24 protein-coding genes are annotated in these 22,395 nt (G+C 46.1%); 8 read left to right on the top strand and 16 right to left on the bottom strand.

Annotation, left to right across the window (positions count from 1 at the left end; translation table 11 throughout):
- Positions 1–33 precede the first annotated feature (33 nt).
- On the bottom strand, positions 34–765 hold the full coding sequence (locus EKK48_24175) for a hypothetical protein (protein RTL37207.1): 732 nt from the start codon (positions 763–765) through the stop codon (positions 34–36).
- Between the two features lie 52 nt (positions 766–817).
- On the bottom strand, positions 818–1,282 hold the full coding sequence (locus EKK48_24170) for a HEPN domain-containing protein (GenBank protein ID RTL37206.1): 465 nt from the start codon (positions 1,280–1,282) through the stop codon (positions 818–820).
- Positions 1,283–1,621: 339 nt separating this feature from the next.
- Here EKK48_24170 and EKK48_24165 point away from each other — a divergent pair, with 339 nt between their 5' ends.
- The 3 genes from EKK48_24165 to EKK48_24155 all read left to right on the top strand — a co-directional run bounded on the left by EKK48_24165 (position 1,622) and on the right by EKK48_24155 (position 3,370).
- Positions 1,622–2,098 (top strand): hypothetical protein, encoded by a 477-nt coding sequence (locus EKK48_24165; protein ID RTL37205.1) that lies wholly within the window; start codon positions 1,622–1,624, stop codon positions 2,096–2,098.
- A 118-nt stretch (positions 2,099–2,216) separates the two neighbouring features.
- Complete coding sequence (locus EKK48_24160) at positions 2,217–2,519, top strand: hypothetical protein (GenBank protein ID RTL37204.1); 303 nt, start codon at positions 2,217–2,219, stop codon at positions 2,517–2,519.
- 320 nt (positions 2,520–2,839) lie between these two features.
- Positions 2,840–3,370 (top strand): RNA polymerase sigma factor, encoded by a 531-nt coding sequence (locus EKK48_24155; protein RTL37203.1) that lies wholly within the window; start codon positions 2,840–2,842, stop codon positions 3,368–3,370.
- Positions 3,371–3,633: 263 nt separating this feature from the next.
- Here EKK48_24155 and EKK48_24150 read toward each other — a convergent pair whose 3' ends face one another.
- A complete protein-coding gene (locus EKK48_24150) occupies positions 3,634–3,870 on the bottom strand; it encodes a DNA-binding protein (protein RTL37202.1) in 237 nt (78 codons plus the stop codon).
- 515 nt (positions 3,871–4,385) lie between these two features.
- Positions 4,386–4,592, bottom strand: a complete 207-nt coding sequence (locus tag EKK48_24145) for a hypothetical protein (GenBank protein ID RTL37201.1) — start codon at positions 4,590–4,592, stop codon at positions 4,386–4,388.
- Between the two features lie 111 nt (positions 4,593–4,703).
- Here EKK48_24145 and EKK48_24140 point away from each other — a divergent pair, with 111 nt between their 5' ends.
- Complete coding sequence (locus EKK48_24140) at positions 4,704–5,138, top strand: single-stranded DNA-binding protein (GenBank protein RTL37200.1); 435 nt, start codon at positions 4,704–4,706, stop codon at positions 5,136–5,138.
- A 347-nt stretch (positions 5,139–5,485) separates the two neighbouring features.
- Here the strand turns inward: EKK48_24140 and EKK48_24135 are convergent, their stop codons facing one another.
- Complete coding sequence (locus EKK48_24135; protein ID RTL37299.1) at positions 5,486–5,758, bottom strand: hypothetical protein; 273 nt, start codon at positions 5,756–5,758, stop codon at positions 5,486–5,488.
- Positions 5,759–6,721: 963 nt separating this feature from the next.
- On the opposite strand from EKK48_24135, the gene EKK48_24130 reads away from it, so the two are divergent.
- The 3 genes from EKK48_24130 (at position 6,722) to EKK48_24120 (ending at position 8,218) form a co-directional block, all read left to right on the top strand.
- Positions 6,722–7,201 carry a hypothetical protein gene (locus tag EKK48_24130; protein ID RTL37199.1) on the top strand — a complete coding sequence of 160 codons (480 nt, stop codon included), beginning with the start codon at positions 6,722–6,724 and terminating at the stop codon, positions 7,199–7,201.
- Between the two features lie 224 nt (positions 7,202–7,425).
- Positions 7,426–7,815, top strand: coding sequence for a hypothetical protein (locus EKK48_24125; GenBank protein RTL37198.1), 390 nt, complete (start codon positions 7,426–7,428; stop codon positions 7,813–7,815).
- A gap of 34 nt (positions 7,816–7,849) precedes the next feature.
- Positions 7,850–8,218, top strand: coding sequence for a hypothetical protein (locus EKK48_24120; protein RTL37197.1), 369 nt, complete (start codon positions 7,850–7,852; stop codon positions 8,216–8,218).
- Positions 8,219–8,635: 417 nt separating this feature from the next.
- Here EKK48_24120 and EKK48_24115 read toward each other — a convergent pair whose 3' ends face one another.
- The 9 genes from EKK48_24115 to EKK48_24075 form a co-directional block, all read right to left on the bottom strand.
- Complete coding sequence (locus EKK48_24115; GenBank protein RTL37196.1) at positions 8,636–9,112, bottom strand: hypothetical protein; 477 nt, start codon at positions 9,110–9,112, stop codon at positions 8,636–8,638.
- Between the two features lie 34 nt (positions 9,113–9,146).
- Positions 9,147–11,105 carry a type IV secretory system conjugative DNA transfer family protein gene (locus EKK48_24110; protein ID RTL37195.1) on the bottom strand — a complete coding sequence of 653 codons (1,959 nt, stop codon included), beginning with the start codon at positions 11,103–11,105 and terminating at the stop codon, positions 9,147–9,149.
- A gap of 4 nt (positions 11,106–11,109) precedes the next feature.
- The gene (locus tag EKK48_24105; GenBank protein RTL37194.1) at positions 11,110–14,310 is read right to left on the bottom strand and encodes a hypothetical protein; all 3,201 of its coding nucleotides are present in this window, start codon (positions 14,308–14,310) and stop codon (positions 11,110–11,112) included.
- Positions 14,310–14,846, bottom strand: a complete 537-nt coding sequence (locus EKK48_24100; GenBank protein RTL37193.1) for a ribbon-helix-helix protein, CopG family — start codon at positions 14,844–14,846, stop codon at positions 14,310–14,312. Before EKK48_24100 ends, EKK48_24105 begins: the two co-directional genes overlap by 1 nt.
- 156 nt (positions 14,847–15,002) lie before the next feature.
- Positions 15,003–15,638 (bottom strand): hypothetical protein, encoded by a 636-nt coding sequence (locus tag EKK48_24095; protein ID RTL37192.1) that lies wholly within the window; start codon positions 15,636–15,638, stop codon positions 15,003–15,005.
- Between the two features lie 61 nt (positions 15,639–15,699).
- Positions 15,700–16,044: a hypothetical protein gene (locus EKK48_24090; protein RTL37191.1), complete on the bottom strand. Its 345-nt coding sequence runs from the start codon at positions 16,042–16,044 to the stop codon at positions 15,700–15,702.
- Positions 16,031–16,459, bottom strand: a complete 429-nt coding sequence (locus EKK48_24085) for a hypothetical protein (GenBank protein RTL37190.1) — start codon at positions 16,457–16,459, stop codon at positions 16,031–16,033. The genes EKK48_24090 and EKK48_24085 overlap by 14 nt, the downstream gene beginning before the upstream one ends.
- Positions 16,460–16,471: 12 nt before the next feature.
- Positions 16,472–17,020, bottom strand: a complete 549-nt coding sequence (locus tag EKK48_24080) for a hypothetical protein (GenBank protein ID RTL37189.1) — start codon at positions 17,018–17,020, stop codon at positions 16,472–16,474.
- Between the two features lie 164 nt (positions 17,021–17,184).
- Complete coding sequence (locus tag EKK48_24075; protein RTL37188.1) at positions 17,185–17,640, bottom strand: tetratricopeptide repeat protein; 456 nt, start codon at positions 17,638–17,640, stop codon at positions 17,185–17,187.
- 1,600 nt (positions 17,641–19,240) lie between these two features.
- Here EKK48_24075 and EKK48_24070 point away from each other — a divergent pair.
- Positions 19,241–19,876: a hypothetical protein gene (locus EKK48_24070; protein RTL37187.1), complete on the top strand. Its 636-nt coding sequence runs from the start codon at positions 19,241–19,243 to the stop codon at positions 19,874–19,876.
- Between the two features lie 45 nt (positions 19,877–19,921).
- Here EKK48_24070 and EKK48_24065 read toward each other — a convergent pair whose 3' ends face one another.
- Together EKK48_24065 and EKK48_24060 are read right to left on the bottom strand one after the other, a co-directional pair.
- Positions 19,922–20,560, bottom strand: coding sequence for an AAA family ATPase (locus EKK48_24065; protein ID RTL37298.1), 639 nt, complete (start codon positions 20,558–20,560; stop codon positions 19,922–19,924).
- 137 nt (positions 20,561–20,697) lie between these two features.
- Complete coding sequence (locus EKK48_24060) at positions 20,698–22,161, bottom strand: IS21 family transposase (GenBank protein RTL37186.1); 1,464 nt, start codon at positions 22,159–22,161, stop codon at positions 20,698–20,700.
- Between the last annotated feature and the right edge of the window lie 234 nt (positions 22,162–22,395).

Here is a 22,395-nt window from a genome sequence, read left to right as displayed (position 1 = left end):
GTAAAACAAAATGAAAACAACAATGCGCGGAGTCTACCGCGTTTGCGAAGGTGGGATCTTGGATGAACCAGGAGAGGTTGTTTCCAATTCCGGATACTTTACGTGCGTCAAATTTTTCAGCGCTTTACCAAGATTTATTTTGCTTTCCTGAAGCTTCTGCAATTGTTCTGGAGTTAATCGCAAAGTCCCATTGTTAGCCATTTCTTCATCGATTCGACGCATGGCTTCGTTGACGGTTTCTTCTACAGTCTTCACCGGCGGTGGTGTTAACTGGGCACGGTCGATTTTCGGCGGTGTATGCGGATGCGAAGTTCCAGTCGCATAACCAACCACAAATAACAAAATCCAAATCACTAATGCCGCAGAATCCCAAGTTAGATCGTGAATACGCTTACGCAGACTTATTGGCGCAGGTTCGATTAGATCTTTAGCGAGCTGATCTTTGTTCAAGAGTTTGCGGATTTTGAGTAGTTGTTTTCCCTCTATGGGTGAGACTCTTTGTGTGACAGTCAGCACTATATTTTCATATTGTTCTGATAGTTCATGGGGAACTGCGAATAAAGCGTAATTTTCAGCAGCTTCTGTTATTGGGGTTTGCAAACCCACTATCAATAGTGTCTCCGGAGCATCGATATCACGTTGAACGAAGCGAATTTTAACTCCCGGACAAGCCTTCTGCGCTCGTTCTGCCAAGAGACGTATAATCGCCTTTTCCTTACGAGTGGCGTTTGGATTGTTTGCCAGTAAAGCTTGGCTGGTTTGCATTTTTAATTGCGGTCTCCGGTTGCAAACTCTTGAATTGATACTTCCTTTGCTGTCATCCTTTACCGTCCTTGACTGAAGTCATCTGAGAGCTCCAGTTTTCGCTCATCAACTGGAAAATTACTGCTCTTACTTTCCCTGCGACGGCTAACGAACGTTCTGCTGCTTGCGAATTGGCGTGCAATTCGTGAGGCGCAAAATAGTCTGCGTCGTTGCGTCTTTCCCTCATCATATCTATTTCCGCAGCCAGTGCATGATGTTCTTGCCAGACCTTGTGTTTTTTTACTAAATTTCTGAAGAGGCTGCTTTGCCGTTCATGTGTCCAGTTTGGTTTATCGTTGGCTGGTAGTTCGTTTAAATCTTCGTAGACGGCGGCTGTAATGATTTGCATTACCGAATACCATGAGCGATTGCACGTTGCTCGATACAACTGTTTTCTCAAGCATTCTTGCGCGGCTTCGTAAGACTCATCTGATTTGAGCCGGTATACTTTTGCCATTTCTTTTCTGTCCACTGCCATATTTTTATCGTTGTTTGCGAGCCTGGTCAATTCGGTTTGGGTTTGCAAACCTCTCTGTGTTGCTGTCTTCTTTTATTAGATTGGTCTACGACCTTTGATTAGCCTAAATGAAGCCCGTCTTTTTAGCAAATCTGTCGTCTTTCCAGTGACTGTTTAAGGTCAGTAATTTTGATCAATTTTGAGCAAAATCGCTTTGTGGAACAGGGTTTCAATCGGTTCGTCAATCTACTCAAGTGAATATTCCGCTTGTGAGCAATCTTGCCACTGTGCGACGGCGTGAATCACTCAAGGTTTTACAACATGGTGCGCTTATGCCACCACTTTTACAGGTGATTTTATATGGATTCTAATAACAAACCTAATTGGCGTCGTTTGCATGAACGGTGTGAGTCAATCAAAGATTCTGCCCAAAAGAAATTGATGCTTCATGATGCGATTGTGGCAATTGAAGCTGAGCATGGATCATCGGCGCGAGAGCTGCTTTATCCATATGAGGCGTTGGCTGATATTTATCACCAGGAGGGAGACGAAGCGATGGCATCGATGCTGTTGCTCAAGCTCTATCTGGTGCTTGAAGTTAATTACAGCGATGAGCCTGATTGTTTGCTGTTTAAAATCATCTCGATGTTTGAGATGGGATATGTGAAAGAGGCTACCTACGCTTGCAATAGCCTTCTTTATTTGCTCTACGAAACTAATAGCGTCGAGCCGGAAATCGTTAACGATGCCTGGTGCTTGCTGCGAAAGTTGAATAAGCAGTTTCCTGAGAACACTGCCAAAAAGCTTCTTGCTTACAGGCGTCGTAAAGCTGCGTAAATTGCCTTGCCGAGCGGATCGATATTCAATCCGCTCTTTCCTTTTGCATTCGGTTATTGAATGTTTTTTGTTTGTCATGTTCAGGGTTGAGCCGCAGTGCCAACCGAGGAGTTTTCACATGAATGTACACCGTCCTCGTTGTTTATATGCTGGTGAAATCGATCTGCGTAGCCGCAGGTCGTCGGTTGAAATCAGTGCCCACAGTGAGCTGGTTAAAGACCTGTTCAATAGAGCTGTGGACGAATGTTTTCTGCGTCTCTTTGAGTTGAAGGCTAATGTGCGTCAAGATCATTTTTGCGCCGATTGTTCGGGCTTGGTTTTAACTGCCATTGAAGAGTTGAGAACAGCTCAAGATGCGCAGGAACAAGTTCTATTTGAACTGGCTCGAAGTCTTGGATATGAGCTTAAGTCTAAATTTTGAGTCGGGAATTTAGTGCCTCTGTGCTGTCAAATCTGCCTCTCGTTTTTTGTTTGATTTGAGGGGAAGAAGCTGAGATCTTCGCCCTGTTCGAGATGGTCGAATCGGGTGCGTTCGTGATGTCGCTTATCAGCACGTTTTTGTAGATTGATGGTCTTTAGCTGTGACACCCCTGGCCGAGAAAACATCTCGACAGGGGGTGTCTTCCATGATCGGGGCGGTCGTCTCCGAAATCAATCGTTTCTGGTAGCTACTGGCCGGCGTTGATTTCGGAGACGACAGCCCCGCACCCCCCATCGTACACCCCAAAAAGGAGATGTGTGATGAATATGGAATTGTGGACAAAAGAAACAACTGCAGAAATGCAAAATCTGACTAACATGATAGTGGTGCGCAAATTAAAATGGCATCCAGAGATGGAAGACATCATGCAAGATGCGATGCTGAAATTGTTTGAGAAACGCAACCGAATCCCGGTTGGTAAATCGAGAAAGAGTTACGTTTGTTCGCTGGTCAGAAATGTAGTTAATGACTTTCTTCGCAAACAGTATCGAAATCCACTGGCTGAGATGCATCGAGTTGAGAAGGTCAAACCTCAGCATGGAGAAGTGATAGAGCGCAGTTACGAGGGTTTCTATACTCCTGAACACTTAGACCCTTGGCTAATTGCCTCTGCTGATCGAGTGGTGGCAGAGATGCTGCCGAAGTATCAGCAGGTGTTAGTTCTCCAGGCTGACGGTTTTGACACGAATGAAATCGCTGAGAAGCTTAATTTGCCTGCTGGTACTGTGAGGTCAAGACTTCACTACGCCAAGAAGGAAGGAGCAGCCAAGTTATCGCAGATGATGCGGTAATTGACGATAAAAGCAAAGTGAGAAGCTGGTTTCGGCTGGCTTCTCACTTTGAAATTTTAGACTTGAAACTGGTTTACTGGATCGAAACTTGGCGTTGTTTTCGCTTGTTGCGTCTTCGACGTTTTTGACGTGGTCCAGTTTTTCTTACGGGGCTTGTGAATTTATCACTAAATGCCGGCAGATTGAGCGCAGCATTTAAATTTTGTGGAACGCGAATCGGATATGTCTTCATCAGAAATACCTTTCGAATTTGTTTTAGCGAACTAAGATGCGCTTGGTGGAAACGCACCTAGCGTGCGAATCTTGATGAATTGATCTAGGTCACTTTTTTTGTATTTGACTAGTCGTCCGACTTTGACGACCGGTAAGTTGTATCGTTTGGTGCACTTCCAAACTGCGAGGGTTTGTTCAGTAACACCGAGGTATAGGGCGGCTTCTTTACGAGTAAGAAGCTCTGAGCGAAAACGCTCGAAAGAAAGAGTATTGGACAATGGTTCCATATTTGACCTCCTTAGTCAGGCAACCGGTGTCTTGCTTCCTGCACAGACACTACGCTTGGCTTGGCTTCGGAGTTAGGTTTTAAACTTTTGTCTTGCGACTAATTATACAGACGTCTGAAAGACGTGTATGTTTCTTGAAATTTGATGATTTTGAAATATATTTGGTGCTCCTTTTTATGATCGATTGTATGAGAGTAACTTGACCCTGGGTCCCGGATCGCATGCATTCAGGCAGCCGGAGCAGCGCCGTGCGCGGTCTTTATGGTAGTGGCGCATTCTGGTGTTACCGCGCGCGGGCTGCCCGGCATCAAGCCTGGCATGCGATCCCCCAGCGTCAAGTTACGGATTTGTGTGGATCTATCTTTTGCTGACTTCACTGGTTTTAGTGCGGTTTTACAATGTGTTGAGAATATTCTTTTGGTGTTGCCGAATTCATATTCGCAGTGGTGCAGATCGCATTCGGACTTGCTTTTGAAGGAAATGTGTCCTCAAACGCCGGTAGCTTTTCCTCGTGTCTAAAGAGGTTTTGGCGATAAATCCTTGGTGAGTAAACTCGGTGTCGCGATTGTCGCTGTTCCATAGAAACTGTTTGGCGGGTGGTCGTCGCAGCCGAGAGTCGGAGTTAGTGTCTGTTCGGTGTGTTCGTGATCTTGCTTTGGTTTGAGAATGTTGGTGAGCGAGATACGGAGCCGGGCTGGTCGTCGCCAGGATGGTTTCGACATTTATATATCGGTGTCTGCCAGACCTTAAACACAATACATTTGTCAGCTTCAGGAATCACAGTGAGCTAACGACATGAGCGGATCACGCTTAATTCACAAAGGAGCTTGAAAATGATCAATCAATGCATCGTCAGCGGTAATGTTGGCAAAAAACCTGAAATCAAAAAATTCGAATCCGGCAAACAACTCGCTCGCTTTTCCATCGCCGTCAATCAGTATTCCAAAACCAACGACCAGCCCGAACCCCTCTGGCTAGACATCGAGTGTTGGGACGGCGTCGCTGAGCGTCTGCAAAAATGCGACCTCGACAAAGGCAAGCGAATCACCGTAGTCGGCTCGATTGCTCCTAATGTCTATCAACAAACAATCGGCAGCGAATCCATCACTCACCGCAGGGTGAAACTGAAGATGCTGACTTTTGAGGTCTTTGGTTCTAAAACCGTCGAAGAGCCTGCCGAGGAGCCGGAGCTTTTAGTCAGAGAAAAGCCACCGACATCAATGAAGGTGGCTGCTGCCAGAACCCACAAACTTGCATTGAAACGGTGATACCACCTAACGCGTGAAATCGACAGGAATAGCGAAAGGCGGCGAAAGTCGCCTTTTGTTATTCCGTCAAAAACGAAGGCGATGTATTCGATACATTTGCATAACGCTCCAAGCTTGCTATCAGAAAAAGAGTTGATTTATCAACTCTTTGGCAGACACCAACCTTTCCGCTATCGGCCCTTGATTGAAGGACATCACCTTCATTTTTTTCGGAATAACAAAAGACGACTTTCACCGCCTTTCACTATTCCTGCCAATTTCACACGTTAGGCGGCACCACCGCTTCAATGCAAGTTTGCAGGTTCCGGCAGCAACCACCTTCATTGATGTCGGCGACTTTTCTCTGACTAAAAGCTCCGCCTCCTCGACAGTCTCTTCGGCGATTTTATAACCAAAGCCCTCAAAAGTCGCATCTTCAGTTTCACCCTGCGGTGAGTGATGGATTCGCTACCGATTGTTTGTCGATAGACATTAGGAGCAACCGATCCGACCACGGTGATTCGCTTGCCTTCGTCGAGGTCACATTTTTGCAGACGCTCAGCGACGCCGTCCCAACACTCGATGTCTAGCCAGAGGGATTCGGGCTGGTCGTTGGTTTTGGAATACTGATTGACGGCGATGGAAAAGCGAGCGAGTTATTTGCCGGATTCAAATTTTTTGCTTCCAGGTTTTTTGCCAACATTACCGCTGACGAAGCATTGATTGATCATTTTCAAGCTCCTTTGTGAATTAAGCGTGATCCGCTCATGTCGTCAGCTTACTGTGATTCCTGAAGCTGACAAATGTATTGTGATTAAGGTCTGTCAGACACCGATATATAAATGTCGAAACCATCCTGGCGAAATTGAAAGATCTCGCTCCATTGATTGGAGAACCCAATGAATATTGGCCGTTGATATTTGATCTGGTTCGCCTTGATTTTGTTCGAGGCTCCTCGATTGAAAATGTTGCCCCCGTTGATTTGTTTCTGCTGCGCCTGAGTTGTTGGTTATCGCCTTGTTATTTGATGTTGCTCCATTGATTGTAGGTGTTGCTTTCCGAAGGCAGGATAAGGGATGTCGACAATGAGTGAGAACGCTTGCCTGGCTTGGTTTTACACGGAGACAGTTGAGGCTTCTGTGTCGACAAACTGAGTTCCTTGCGCTCCTGTGAGCGTTCTGGTGTCGACGGTGTTCTCATTCATAACGGAAGATCCGCGCTTTGTCAGGCGCAGCATTTAGCTGTGCCCTTGTTTGATCAGTCGACAAATAATCAGCAAGTGGCAAACCTAACATAGCGTCCGCTAAATTGGCAGTTCTTCGTTCGAGTGATTTCAGCTAATTTGGCTAGTTTCTTTCGAACAAAGTAGCGAATAGCTTCTGCGGCTCTTGCGAAAACTGTGGTGCAACTTATTCAATGTGAAGGATTACTCTTCCGAACGTGACCGGAGTCTGTCGTATATGCATTTGGCGTACTGACAAAACGCAAAAGACGTTGTAGGATCAACAAGTCCTTGACTGGACCCATTAGCCTTGAGTGGACATTCTCGCCTTGATTGGTCTTCAGCTTGATTGCTGAACTCGTCGAATGTTTTAGGAGTATATATGGACAATCGAATAAACTTTCACGACTCTGCGCTCTGTGAGGCAGCGTCAGTAACTGCTCCGCGTCTTCTCAATCTCACTAACAATCTCGATCAGATATCAGACGACATCAAGCGATTGGAGGCTTGGTTATCTGAACACGGTTTGTGCATTGAAATCGAGCACTCGCTGGAAGAAAAACCTTGGGTGAGGATTAGCGATGGCGAGCAAATCGCCACGGAGCGAATCAAGCTCAAATGGGAAAAACATGAGTCGAAATGGCGTCTCGTTTACGAGTCGCGTTACATCCATGAAAATGACTACGAGCGAAATCGTTATCTGGTAAAGCCGCTAATCGAGATGCCCGCTCAAGTTCGGATTGATGTCAGACAACATCTGCCTGAATTTGTGCGAGCAATTGGAGATGCGCTACCAGAGGCTAACTCGGAGCCACTTAACCTGGAAAATTGGGGCGATTCGGAAACAGAAATTCCGTTCTAGTCAATCAAAGAGAGCGGCTTGCATAGCCGCTCTCCTTTTTTCACATGCAACTGAAAAGTGAAACTCGCGTCGCTATTTGAGCAACGGCTGCTGCATTCGTATTGTCTTCACACACTCCACACGACACAGTTGGCGCATCTCTTTGTAATCCTCTTCTTGCACGAAGCGCTCCATCTCAACCCTTTGCCAAATGGTACGATCCGTACATTCATCGGAGATAAAAAGTGAAGCTGAATTTCAAGGACTATGCCATAGAGCCGCTACCGGAACGAGATTTTCTTGACGCTAACTCCTTGAACGATTTCCTGGAAGACCAACGTAACGAGTCGATGATGTGCAAATTAGTAAGCGATAGTGGTTATCAGCTTCAAATAGGTATAGATGGAGACATTGGCTGTGCGCAGTTTCTAAGCAACGACGATATGCCGCCATATTACATGGCGCTGGCGCCCATTCAAATAATAGAAGAAGATTCACATGATTTCGATATGACCGGCTCAGCGACTTATGTAGCAAGTGAGCACTGTCTCCCTTTTGACTTGCTAAAAAAAATCGTCATAGAGTTCTTGCAAACCGGGCAAAGAAGCGAGTTGGTGAAATGGGAAGAAGTTTAAAAAAGTCAAATTGATTCTAAATCAGTGACGCACAATGAAAATAAAATTCGAAGATTATGCCGATAGCACCTCACCGGAGCGTACATTTGAGTCAGCTTCCGAGCTGAGAGATTTTATCGATCAGCAAACAAAAATAACAGGTCAGCTAATTTGTTCTAACGGATTTGCACTAACCATCGGCATCGACGGAGAAATTATATTTGCGGAATACATGAAAGACGATGGTGATTCTTCCTATTTTATGGCTCTGTCACCAAAAACAATCGTTGAAGGTTCGCACGATTTCATCATGGCAGGCGCACCGAGCGAAATTTTGGGCAAGTATTGTTTGCCAATCGAGCTTTTAAAAACAGTGGCCGTGGATTTCTCAGAGACTGGCTCTCGGAGCACCGCTGTGAAATAGGAAGAAACTTAACTGCAGACATGACCGAATTCGCATGTTGCGCGCTAACCGATTAGGTCACCATATCCGGTTACACTTGTTCAGTTCTTTCACCCTTTCCAAGCGCGTCAAAATGGATTCGACCTTTGCTTCCACCGGCGCGTTATCTCTTTTACAGCTGTTTCGAATACCGGTTACCAGTGGCAAATCAAAGCTGGTCAAATGTTGCATTAATCGAAGCTGTCGACAGGAAGACTGAAATCTGAGTAGAGTTAGGACTGTCAGTGTCGACATGACTCGGTTTTTGTCGACATCATCCCGACGCAGCCCGCTACTATCACAGAAGCCTTGTCGACAGAGTATTTGCGCATATTGCAAAAAGAAACGGAACCTCTCAGCTTTGAGACGAACCGCTTTTTGTTTGCCATGGACAATGTTCTATTCTTTGGTCCAAGGCCATTTTGGCATGCGTCCCTCGCGTTCAGCCTTCTCTGTTTCACCACGAGGATCTAATCGATATGCAGCCTTCGCGCTCATGCGTGTCGGATCGCCAAAGTAGAAGTCTTTTATATCTGCAATCGCTTCGTCGAGAGTGTCCCAGATGGTGACAAAGTCGGCTGCACTCATACCGCCAACACCATCCACACCGAGTACGACCCATTTATTGTCTTGGGTGTCCGGAGATAAGGAGAGCATGGGCGCGTCAGAATCGGGCTGCTCTGGAACCGCTTCTCCTCCGTCATCTATAAAAACTAAACCGCTAGGCTCATAGTCAGGAATTTTATTTCCCTTGGATGACGACGGTTTGACGATCCACACCCCACCTCCAAAACATCCCATAGGCTTAGAGTGCCACAAACCGCATTCAGTCAGCTTCTTTAGATACTCCTCTGGAATCGTTGATTCTGTCGTCATCAGTTGCTTCTCCTTTTCAGCCTGGTGCTGTATCTCAGAATTCTTTGCTTATGCTCTGCCGCTGATAAATTTCTTGCAACGAATTGCGGGTGAATTTCTTCAGGCTTTCGTTTTGTTTTGAAATGAGTGCCGTCTCTTCAGTTGCATTCCTTGGTTCATCGAAAAGTTTTGGAAGTTCTTTGAGGACCTGGGCCTCCATCAATTTGTATTCATTTCTTGGTGCGTCGAGTTTTTCGTTTACATCGACTGCTTTTCTTAATGCCGGTGGAAACATGCTGACGCGAGTATCATATTCGTCCGGTTTTAACTTCCACAGTTTAATTGGATCTGTGGTTGGCGGAAAGCATACTGCACGCTGCGTGTCTAAACTTCGCGCCTCGTCTGCGGTCATCAATTTACGACTGTAGAATCGCGGGAATCCACGGCTGTAAGTCACGTCTCGTTTTGTTGCATTGCCTAATTGGTCTGATATCTCTTTTGCCGTTGAAAAATCGTTTGGTCTGAAAAATATTCTTGTCGCCGGTTGTGAAAATAATATTTTAGCGTCAGATGGACCGTAAACTTTGCGCAGTTGTTCGGCATCTTGCAGACCGAGCACTATCGGAATATTTACGTGCCTCAAAATAGTTAGCTGCGATGGCAAATCTGGTATCAAACCGAAGTTGGTTAGCTCATCCAAGAACATCATCAGCGGGTGTGCGAATTTGTCGCGGGTGCGTAGTTGGTCGAGCATGATATCGAGCAAAAAGTTCAAAATTACCGCAGCTACCGGTTTAGCATGGCGCTTTCCAGAAGGTACCGCCAGGTAAAAGGTAAACAGTTCATCCGGCAGTTTTGCCAGGTCAAAGTCGGTTTTGGAAGTGAGCGCCGACACCGTCGGAATTGACCACGGCGCCAATCTCACTGCTAGACCGACCATGACCCCGTTTAAGAAGCCTTCGCTGGAGAGATTGAACATTGCCAGGCACTCGTCTCTTCCTCGCCCTGTAGGACCGTTGGCGACCGTCTCCTTGAGTTCTTTTCGTCCTTGCATAAGAAGTTCTCGGACCATCGTCAGATCACCTTTCCTCTGAGCGGCAATCATGATCAAGCCGGTCAGGAGGTGTCTCTCGGATGTTACCCAAACTTGATCACCGGCGTGACTGTTTAGAGTTGTGTTTCGGATGATGATCTCAGCTAATTCCTGCGCATGTGACACCGTTTCGACACGGTCAATTGGATTTACACAATTAGACCTTGGATCATCTGGATTGAAGTAATAGATGTTGTGGCCGGCGTTTTTTCTCCAGCCCGATGTCTTGGTGAAAAGATCTGGCAACTTGCCGCCTGGTGTTGCTTCAGTCACTATCGCTGAAGAGTCCAAACGCTCAATCAAATTTGGCGTAAAAATGGTGGCTGTTTTACCGCAACCTGTTGGACCGCAAACAAGACCATGTCTTTTTGTCTCTCCAGGCGGAACGCTCAGGTAACGATATTCTGTCGGACTAACTTTATATCGCCCGATCAAAAAGCTGTTAGTGTCTACCGAGTCCGAGATGTAATTTTGTTCTTTTAATTCATTCAGTGGTGCCCATCGCGCGCTTCCAAATCTGGTGTCGTTGCACCAAATCTTATTTTGTTCGCGCCAGCGCTCCAGGTCATGGTGCAGAAGTGAGATTATGTTATCGGCTTCCTGTTTGCACTTCGCTCCAGTCCAGGTGTTGTTGATTTCCTCCACTGCAACGTTTATGTTCAACTCCGGCCATGTCACTTCATCATCGAGCTGTACTTCCAGCTCCTCAGTTCTGGTCTCGTCAGACCATTCGATGGTCAGTTCATACCGAACGAATTTGTTTGTGCGGAGAACTCGCCCGCTATCCTGTTTTACGCACTTAAAATATCCCTCGCTTGCCGTTTCAACTCGATAGTTTTGTCTTGCTAAAACAGGTGTGAGTATCTCCGTGATTGATTGAGATGGGGCTCGTAATGTTGTCTTTCTTCTTGCAAATGGCATATGTTTACCTCTGTAATCCGTCTTCGTGTTCTCTCGTTTGATCGTCGTGGCTGCGGTCGCTCTCGCTATTTGCGTCGTTCATTTGACCGAGCTGCATGATGCCTGAGTCGACCATGTTTTGGCGTGTCTGATATTTATCTGCTGCTGAATCTGGAATTGTGTTTCTAGAAGATGTCACTTGTTCCTGTTGTTCGCGTTCCTCTTTTTCCTTTTCTTTGTCGGCCGTTGGTTCGTTGGACTTCTCTGAAGAATCAGCCAGTTTCACATCTTGCAATCTGGTCAGGCGCTCTGAGTCCGGCATCTGCGTTAACTCAGATGGACCGTAGCGCAGTCTTTCGAATGTTTCCTTTATCGTTCGATTCTGAAAATTCTGAACTGGGTCTTGCTGATCTTTTCCTTCTCTTTCTCTGTCTCTTTTTTCGTTCTCGCGCTTATCGGGTGCATTCTCCTGTACGATTTCTTTCAATTGAATTTGTCCCAGCAGGCGCTCTGAGTCCGGTATTCTGGTTAAATCAGGGGAACCTAAACGCAGTCGCTCGAATGTTTCTCTCTTTAGATAAGGGTCACCTTCTTTATTGAAATCTATCGAGTATTGTTCACCACGCTCGGTGTCATCTCTTTGATTTTTCCGAAGCTGAATTACTTGTTGCATCAACTCCTTTTTTCTGTCTTGTCGCTCTAAGCGCGACTGATCGAGATCTCGCTCGATTTCACGATCCAATTCTCTTATAGGGGCACGCCCCGAATGAACGTATTCGTTACCGCGAGCGCGCAAGTAGTTGAGTGTCGCTTTGTCTAGAAAGACATCTCCGCGCTCATTGGCCAGGCGGCGATGCTGCTGGTCTTTGTCCTCCCATTGGCGGATACGGTCGTACTTATTCAAAGCCCGGTTGAGATTTACTGCCTCAACTGATAGGTCACCCTCTCCCAGCAATTCTGCTACGGCTCGTTCCAGAGGGTCTTTGATATATCTTGAATCCAGCGCCTTATCGTGTTCATCTATTGATTTGAGAGGTGGCTCACCAAATACATCGTCACGACCAAGTTCTTCTTTGGTCTTAATCCAACTATCGACAAGGCTTTTCTGCGCCTGTGACTTAGAGTCTTCTTTCTGACCGAGTTCCGATGAAACCTCAAGCAAAACTTCTTTCGAATCGTATTTTGTGTGAGTTTTGCCGTCGCTGTGTATTCGGTCACCCTTGCCGATTTTTCCATAATCGATTTCCAGATTTTTTGTAGGAGGAGCACCAACTACAGGCTCTCCGAATCGTTCTTTTAACTCGATCCATAATTGCAACTTTGCGCGTTCAAGAAGTTCAAAATCGCGGAGCTGCGACTGCTCACTTTCTTTGTCCTTATCGAGCTTTTTGTCTTTTCCAGTAGTGCTATCTCGCTCCCTGTTTTTGATGTCTTTATCGAGATCGTGCCGCGCTTCTCTTAAGACTTCGAGCGGATGAAACTTTGTGATTATGTTGCCACCGACAGATACACGTTGGTCTTCCGTAATCGCGCTTAAATCTAATTCTCTGTAGCGATGAACAATCTCGCGAACGGGGGGCGCCTTCTCAAATTCGTGTCCGTTTCTCTCTTTATCACTAAGCCAGCGGTCGAGCTTTTCAAAGTGCTTGGAACGGGCATCCTTTGGTTCGAGTCCATATTGAATTTTGTCGATCAACTCGATTAGTTGATCTGTGGATGAGTATTTGCTCCAGGTTTCTTTTGCTATTTGAATTTTGTCGTCTTTGGCGATTTTCTTTTCGTCAAGAACATATGTTTTATCGATTGCTACATCTTTGTACTTCGGCTTTCCGAATACTTGTTCACCCTCCTGTCTCTTCGCGTCGAGCCAGCTCTTAAGTAGTTGCTCTTTTTCGTTGGACAGCAGCTTTTTATCTAGACCGAAGTTCTGTAGCTTGATCAAATCTTCGCTGGTATCGAACTTTGTATAATCGCGCCCAGTCAAATTTAGACGTTCTGACTCGGGAATGTCTGTTAAGTCAATACTTCGCTTGGTATCAAATGCCGGTGCAGGTTTTTCACGCATCGGCGGATCGCCTAAGTAATTTTCTCCCAGTTCGTTTTTCTGTCTAATCCAATCTTGCAGCTTCGACTGATCTTCTGAGCTTATCTTCCTCGATTGGTCTTGAACGCTGTCTTGCCAAGTTTGAAAAGCTTCCAGTTGTTCTTTTGTGTGAAAAGGCGTAGCGGCTCGATTACTGATTAAAATCTTGTCCTTGTCCTCCAGCCGATCTAAATCTATCTCTCGCTCGATTTTCTTTTGTGGTCCTTTTCCATACACATCTTCTCCATGCTTCGTTTTCGCGCCGATCCATGACCAAAGCTTTTGATATTGAGGCTTTGGAAGCCAGTTGGCAAAGCTCTCTTTACAGTAGTCATCAAAAGCCTTAAGTTTCTCCAACGAGTCAAATTTGGTGTAAGTCTTTTCGTCTCGTCCTTTGATTTGATCTTTGGGCGACACTTTGCTTAAGTCGAGAGCAAAGTAAGCAGGGTCTTTTTCTCGCGTTTCTTCAACTCGGTCAGCCTTTGCGATTTCTTTGAATCCTGGAATCTTTCCTGCGATGGTGACATTTATGTGCGCCTGGTCCGGTCCCGTATCGCGGTGTACGTTAGCCACCCAAATGAGGCTGTGACCCAACCTCGTTTCCAGCGCCGACATTTGGTCTCTGGTGTACTCATATGGGTCAATAGTTCGATCACCTGGACTCAGAATTATTTCGTAGTCTGCAATTTGACTGCCTTTATTGTCGGAAATTGTTTTTATGGCTTCTTGCCGCGAAATTAGCTGACGGGTAGCACTGAAGAATTCTGGGTCTCTTAATTCAAACTGGTTGGAGGGACGCTCACCTTGCAGGATCTCGTCTATCCGCTCACGAGTAAGAACAGGGCTATCAGCATTCTCTCTGCTTTTCTCTTTCGAGCAGTATGTCAACCAAGCCTGAATGTGATAATCAGAATCTGCAGTTGTTTTTGAATATTTTGCTTTTATGATGACGCTCCGTTTGGTGGCATATGACCCGTCTTTGGGTATGAGTCGACCTGGCGCACCAACTCGCCCAAGACGAGATTTTTTGCCACCACCACCGCCGCCACCACCTTTCCTCTTACCTGATTGACCGGAAGGAGCGCTGGATTTTTTGCGCCGGTAAACGTCGTACCAGCCGTCACTCTGGAAGCCGCTCACCATTACGCTGCCTCTCCTTTGTTTACAGGTAGAACAAAGTCGGTGCTGTCTGCTTCTTCTTTCGATTTCATTTTAAGAACTTTGACGGCGAATATTTCAGCTTCATCGCGGAAGAATTCTCGTAAGCGCATACCTTGTTCATCGGTACCGGCACTTTCAAGAAGGATGGTTGATGCGAAATATTCAGTACGTGCCGCTGACTTAGCAATCTTGACGAGAAAAGCTGAGAATCTTTTTTCGATGTAGTTCAGTCGACGTTCAACTAGTTGCAACTGCGTGTCTGTCATTTCTTCAGAGCGTCGTATCACCGCGCTCTCGATCAGAAGTCTTGCTGCTTCCGACATGTTCTTGCCGTTAGCTGCGGCGATTCGGCTGACTTCTTCGTACAAAGCTGATTCGAGACGAAAGGATATCTTGGGACTATTCATCGGCATCACCTTGCTCTTCTGGTGCTGGGTCTTGATGTAATTCTTCGTTCGTAGTTGGCGGTTTTCGATTCGGTGACCAGCCATGCAGTGTGCGATAGCATCCGCGTTCACTGCAAAATTCGTGGTTATTTGACTGTGCTTCCGAGGAAGCAGATTTAAAATTTTTGTTGCTCATATGTCCTCCAACATCTGAAATAAGCGGCCTGGCAAACCTTGCTTAGGCTACGCCTCTCAGAAGGCGTTTCTATTGGAGTCGAGCGATGCGGCTTAGTCGCCGTCGGTCAATTCGTATTCGGTGTTCAAGTCTGTTTTTTCAGCTTCAGTTAAGAACGTTTTTTCATGGTTCGGAATTTGATGATCCAATCTGGCGACGATATGTTTCACCATCTCTCTAAACTGTTTGCGACTCTCAAGAGTGTTAGCGTTGGTATCGAAGAGATACGTCACCTCTGTCTTCTGCTGAATGTCATCGGAGACATCTTTGAAGTGCATAGTCACTTGCCCTAAACAGGATTGAGTGATGATTGGACGACCGGGCAGTGCGTTATACCAATTGATTGAGTATTGGAGCATGCCAGAGCTGAGATCGCCCACCATGAAATCCCACCGGCTTGTCGAGCTGTACGCTCCCGAGAATGTCAGTTGCACCAGGCGAAAAGCCTCTTCCATCTCCGTGGAATAGACTCTGCGTCGGTGATACAAGCGCACATCTTCTGCCTTATCCTTTTTGTTGAACTTATTTGCCAGGTAGAAGATCGACCCTAGTGCCGCTAAATTAGCCCACATGAAGCCAGATTCCGCAGGACGATACAGGCTCACTGCATGTCCCAATTCCGTTACCACGGCGCCTGTGCCCCACCAGATCGGTACTGCATAGAGGCTTGCTTTGAAATAGTTATTCATTTGAACTGTTTTCCTTTTGGTTAGTTTGTTGTGTGTTTGCTTGATTCCGTTTGAGAGCGATTTAGTTGCTCTGTAATTTGTTCAGACCTTGTCCAATCTGGCCGGCGATGCCCTCAGCTCCTTGGCTGATAGTGTCATCACCCCAGAATTTTTTTTGATTTTTGTACGTATCTTGAAGTCCCAATTCACCGAGATAACCTGATGTCGGCAGCTTTCCCTGGTCACCAACTTTTTGTCCATCGGGTCTAGATGTCTCTGATTGCGTTGCTCGCTCAGCCTTTACCCACAGGACGAATGCAATAATTATTGCGATAACGATTGGTGCTGAACTTCCTTTGCTTTGCTCTGATTTCATTTGTTGCTCCTTTAAAAATATCCTGTTGAATTTGTTGTTACTTGATTCCATTTTCGATGTACGTCTCAACCATCTGCTTTCCTTTCGGTGCAGCGAGGAAGAAAGCACCCAATCCTGTGAAGGCAACGAGAAAGAAGAAATTAACTGCTCTCCCGTGGTCTTCTTCCTGTCTCTTCTGTTCGTCCTGGTTGGATACGTTTGCCCAACGCTGAACGATGTTTGCTCCCGAACTTGCGTATGCACCGAATGCAGTACCGTTTGTTAGCATGTCGTACTGCATCGCATCGCGAATGGCTTCGTCGCGATTTCTTCGCTCTGCGTTCGACATGCTAGTGCTTCCGAAATGCGACATCCAGCAAAGAGCCAACAGCGCTATGATTGTCGGTTTGAGTTTTTTTACTATTTTTCGTCGCACCTCCCGACCGTCATTTTGCTGACTGGTGTTTGTGCCGGTTTCTTTGTTCATTGTTGTTTCCATCTATTCTTTTTCCTCCGCTTGATTGTCTCTGAGATCTCTAATGGCGATAATTGGCGACTTGTTTGATTGGATTTGAACTCCTTTAACTGTTGAATTCTCGCGACTTGAAACGCGCATACCGGAATACCTGCCGATGGTTGCGTAGAGCGTCGCAAGTGCATCAATTGATGAACCTGGTTTTCCCGACTCTTCGGCATATCGACAGGTGGTTTCAAGAACTAGTGGCCACAGCTCTTTCGACATATATTGCGAGACTATTCCGAACTGGGAATTTCTCGTGTACTTGCGCACCGCTTCCAGACCGTCATTGAGGTCGCTGTAGTTGCTTATAAGGCGTTTGTAGCGATGGAGCGGTAGCGACGTACTTGTTTTGTACGACTCTGTGTCCAGCGCTGCGGCACGTGCCTCTAACTCGCCAATCACGACGTTGTTATTTCGAATGAACGAATCGATCTGATTTTCGATTTCGTTTAAAACTTGTTTGTCGCTGAACATCTGCGCGAGCTGCTGCAATGTTCGTGCGAAATTTTTTGGATTCTTTGCACCCATCGGACCCTCCTTCGAGGACTCTTACGGTCTATGCGCAAAAGAATTCCTTATCCTTTTCCCGCATTAGACATCGCATTTCCGATGTGCAATTTAGTTACTTCATATTCCCCAAAATTAGTGGTGGTTTTGTGAAATTGATAGCGTTTTTCGAAAGTGTTTATTATTTACGCCGCGTACTTTTTGTTTTCCAGTAACTGACGAAAATTTTCTGCCACTACTTGTTTATCGACGTGATTCCAGGGCAAATGTGCCATGTTTTCCAAAGTTAGTTCGTACCAGTATCTCGCGGTCTCGTACAGCCCCACATGGTGATGCGCGTTGGCTACCAGGTGGTACAGTTCGAGCATCTTGCTGTGAGAGCGCGGATACGTCTGCGCATAAATTGGCAGGGCGTCGGTGAGGAGCGTAATCGCGAGACCCGGCTCGTCTGCCATTAGACTTAGAGCCGCCAACGCTACTTGTGTCTCTGCACAACATATTGGAGCGCTTTCTTTCAACTGCAAAGCGATATTTAGGGCGTCGATGTAGTGAATCGTTGCATCACCGTAGGCGCCTATTGCAATTGCATTTTGCGCCAAGTAGGTGGAGCAACTCCATGCGTTTAATACTTCTTCTTTCATCGGTTCCTCCTCCGAGGTTCACGGCCTTGCGGTGATTAAAGCATTTGCTTGGTCCGCTTCAGGCGACATGCCGATGTAACCACCAATTTAGCATGAAATTTTGAAATTTGGTTAGGGTAAAGGATGGTTTTAGGGACCAAACTTCTGGCGTGAGGAATGTCGTTCTCTCAAGTTTTTTGTGAGCACTAATTGTGCATAATTGAGTTCAAGCAGCTCCTGGGAGGCGTACAAATGAGAGATCAAATAGACAAGGGTCAAGAGTGGATTATTAGTCAATTCGTTGAGTTATCGAACTCTTCACGAGTTGATGAGTTTAGTTGGACTTCTATGAATTTGTCCGGTTACGATGGAGCCGTTCTAATCACGAACCAGGGCGATCACATCTTCTTCAGCAGAGAGAAAATTGAAGATAGTGCAAATGGTGTAGAGACCCAAAAACTAATTCGCCAGTGGATCAAAGACCGGCTACGATCTGGAACCATCTCAACTCGTAAAGAGTTTACGAGTTGCGTGATTAAATATTAGACCAAGTATTAGACCGGTTGCACAATTCCACAGTGACTTGGATTTTATTTTTTGTACAATCGCAAAACGTTCGAGAAAGCTTAAGTGAAACACGTTACAAACCCGGTCGCCTTCCACGCGAATTGCAGCATCTATATTTTGACGATTGAAAGTTTGAACAACATAGCAACCTTGCTGAAACTTGTTTAGCTTGCTCGAAAGTTTTGATATTGACCGCAATTGAGAAGTATGCGGAACTTGTGAATTCTGTTGCCTGTTCACCAGTGATTGTTTTTGAGTTGCAAATTTCGATACTCTGCGATACTTTTGCTGTGCTGCGTAGAAAGAGTGCATCGAATGTTGGCTCACGTGGATCGCTCTTGATACCCTGTTATTTGAACCAATAACTTCGCGAACCCAATATCCTGGTTTGCCAGCAGAGAGAAGTCAAAAGTAAAAAAACTTGTTTTTTGAATCGGCTTATATCCACCCGATGATGCGCTAATAATGAACTCGATGGATATTTTGTAGCGGCAGAAGTGACGACCTCTGTATTGGTTTCAGGGGTAGATCTGCCACAGTGCTTTCTTCAAAATCACTCTGTATAGTCAGGTACGACTCGTTAATTGATAAGAAGGCATATAAAGACATGCGCAAAGATCGAAATCAACTACCGCTGTGGCAGAGGCAACGGCTGGATAATATTGGACGGGCTCAACTAATGAAAGAGCGATTTCCCAGCGTTAATCGCATATCCATAGAGATTCACGAGAAGCCTGAGGAAGAACTGGGTGGTGGACCGAGAACGGTTCCACGCTCTTATCGCAGTGATGACAGAGCTTATTTTCATTTTCCGTGTCGTTATGAGAATTCAGATAATTGCAGCCGTGGAGGTCTAGATCTAGAGGGTGAGATTATTGAATTAGTTAGAAATCGTCAAAGTACTATTTCTAAATCGACTCACTGCGAAGGAAAGCACGGCGGCGAAACAAGACCTGGTAACAGCAGATGTATGCTCCCGATTGAATACTCCATCATCGTAGAATACAGTTCGTTCGCTGACTAAACTGCAACAGAGATAGAAGCTTGTTGATACGTGAAAAATCAAAGTCAAATTGAAAATGCAGCTGCATTGAGCGAACTGCGTCTTATCCTTGAAGATAACAACTCTGAGAATAGTCCGTTACATGGTGAATTTTTCTACTATTTTGGATTGGGTCAAGTTAATAGAGCCATGCCTCATCAAGATCCCAACTGGCAAGGATACGGACATAAAGGAGACCAATTCTGCGAACGAATGTTCATTCTCGGAAATGATTTTGACACCATCGTCACCATAATGCACAAGATTCAGTGGCTAACAGTTCAGTGGCAGCAACAAGGGCTTTCAACGGACCATTGGCATGCGTATCTTAAAACCGATATTCACGCATTTCACGCTGAAATTAGATCTATGTTTGATGCCGTCGCAAAAACAATAAGCGATTCTGCGTCGAAATCGAAACAGTTGAAAGAAACCTACAGCCAGCTGCGAACGCAATGTCAAAATGAGCCAAATCGTGTGCGCAACTTGATTGGAGCCGAATTAACCGAACTAATCTGCTCTAATGATTGGTTTGAAGAAAGTCGAGACTTGCGAGACAGTATCATTCATTTTGAAAGGGACGTTCAAATTGCTTACGCTCCGAGTCCAGACGGTCGTGTAAGAGCAGTTTTCAGGACAGTTGAGTAACGTCAAATTAAATTGAGTTTGAACGACAATTAGAATTGCGGGTTTCTAGAATTCAACATTTTTAGCTGCAGCCTTTTTTCTAGAGGCGGCAGTTGCTCGAAAACTTTCACCGTTCAATTCCAAGATCGTTGAATGGTGTACCAACCTGTCGACAGCTGCCATTGCGGTGATCGGATCTTTGAAAATAGTGTCCCATTTTGAGAACGGAAGATTGCTAGTGATGACGACGCTGCGACGTTCGTAGCGCTCAGCGAGCAGGACAAATAGCACATCGGTCTCATCACGTTCTTGTGGAATGTAGGAGAGGTCGTCAATGATCAAGGCTTCATACTTGTCCAACTTGCTCAGTAGCGAATTCAGCTTCAGGTCCCGTTTTGCTTTTAGCAGCTCTTGCACCAGCTTTGCTGCGGTGATGAAATAGGTTCGTCTTCCGATTAGGCACCACTCGCGAGCAAGCGAGACTGCGAGATGTGTTTTGCCCGTTCCAGGGTTCCCGAAAATCAAGACGTTCTCGCAGGCATCGAGACATTTGCCTGTCGCAAGTTCGCTGACTTTGCTTGGAGACAAACTCGGTACGTTACTCAAATCAAAGAGGTCGAGCCTTTTGCCAGCTGGCAGTTTTGCCTCCTTGATCAATCTCTCCGTTTTTCTGTTGTATCTGTCTTCCTGTTCTGTCCTACTCAGCTCAAACAGATAGGCTACGTGGTCAAGCTTCTCTAATTCTGATTTCCGAGCATAAGTCAGATAGTGCTTTTTGAACGATGGCAAATGAAATCCCATGAGCATGCCGTCCAGCTGTTCTTGTCTGTTTGCTTTTTCAGTCATGACATAACTCCGACCAGGTGACTATTCAACAATCCGTCGTAGATTGAAAGATTTGGCTGTTGGACAGTGACATCCGGCACAGCATGCTTGGTCACCAGCAGGGCTTTCACAGCGTCGGCGGTAGGCAGCTCGCAAAGCTCAATCAAGATGTTCAACGCTGTTTCAACATGATGCTCGCCATCTAACGCTGCCACACTCAGAAGCTTTAAGTACTCCTTGTCGCTTTTGCCTGCTTCAGACAGTACGTCAAAAGCCCGTCGGAAAGTGGCGCTCGGAAACAGCTCATCACGGAATTTGTAATTTTCGAATGCACCCGGCTTGCGCAATAGATGTCCAATTACATGTCGATAGTTGATCGCATTCTCCCCTGGGCGCACTCGCTCCATCTCTTGAACAAGTTTTTTACCGTAGTAGAGTTCAACTTTTTGTGCGTAAACCAGAGCCTGCAACTTCGCCCCAACCAGCCTGCTCGGAACCGAGTACAGGCTCTTCAAAATAGTGACAGTGCTCCATGGTCGGACTGTTACCACAAGCTCCTGCGGCGCACTCCAATTTCGTCGTGGCAGCTCTCGAAGAAGGCAAAGTTCTTCTGCTACCCGCTCCTTTCTCTCCCGGTTTCGTCGTTCAACGTAGGCAGATATGAACTCTTCGTACGAGTTGCGTGTTGGAAATTCCCTACTGCCACGCAATCGCAAACGCTGATCCAAGCCCTTCTTCAAAAGATCATGCGATTTTTCAACCGAACCATTTTCGTTGCTTTGATACGGGTTGTTTGTCGTTGGAGTAACCCGAAAGTGATGCAAAAAGTCTTTCCATCGCTTCTGAAATTCTTTTCTCTGTCCGATTGGAACTGCAGCAGCCAGGTTGTCCGTGCGATGTTCTGGGGCTACGCCACCGAGTTCGACAACGGCTTGCTCGTAACCGTCTGTCAATGACTGAAAACTTTCCGTGAAAGCGATTGAAACGAATTCCCATCGAGAGTACGGCAGCATAAAGTGAAACAACAAGTGATCGAATGGCTCGCCGACAATCGTTACCGCCAGCTCGTTGCAGTTAGTGTAGTCACTTTGACTCTGCCTACCTGGTTGAAGATTTTGCGGAAAGAAAATTTCTTTGTCTGGACCATTCAGTGCACGCCAATTACAAACGCGACGCTGGAGAGTTCTCAAATGTGCTTGTTTGAATTTGTCCGGATACCTCTCCAACAGCCACTGCATAAGCGTCTTTGCTTCGAGACCACTGTCTTTCTCAAGCATCGACTGCAGCTCATTCCAAACTTCGCTGAAAGGGTCTTGGCGTGTGCGATAGTCACGATCTGGTGTTGGCAAAATCTGACCTCCCTGTTTGAAGTATTTTCGTGCCGTGTTCTCGGACATGCCTGCTTTCGCAGCCGCCACTTCGAAGGAGTGTGTTTTGCGAAATCGCATGAATTTGCGTACCTGCGCCTTTGTGCAAGTCATCGATGTTCCCCAGTCCAGGTGCCGTAACAACCTAAGGTTACGTCATCAAGTACTGGCGAGGCTTTCGAGGTTCTTCAACCCGCAATTCTAATTGTCGTTAAAAACGGTTTTAGTTGTCGTTAGACACACCCAAAAAGGCGCAGTTCTAATTGTCGTTGTGAATTTCGCGCCAGGGCGACCACCCGCAACGAGAACAGGCGGCCATCGAGAACACACTTGACGGCCACTCACATC

Source organism: Candidatus Melainabacteria bacterium (assembly GCA_003963305.1).
Classification (GTDB): domain Bacteria; phylum Cyanobacteriota; class Vampirovibrionia; order Obscuribacterales; family Obscuribacteraceae; genus PALSA-1081.
The sequence above is the reverse complement of the archived record's forward strand: the minus strand, read 5'-3'. Positions and strand labels throughout refer to the sequence as shown.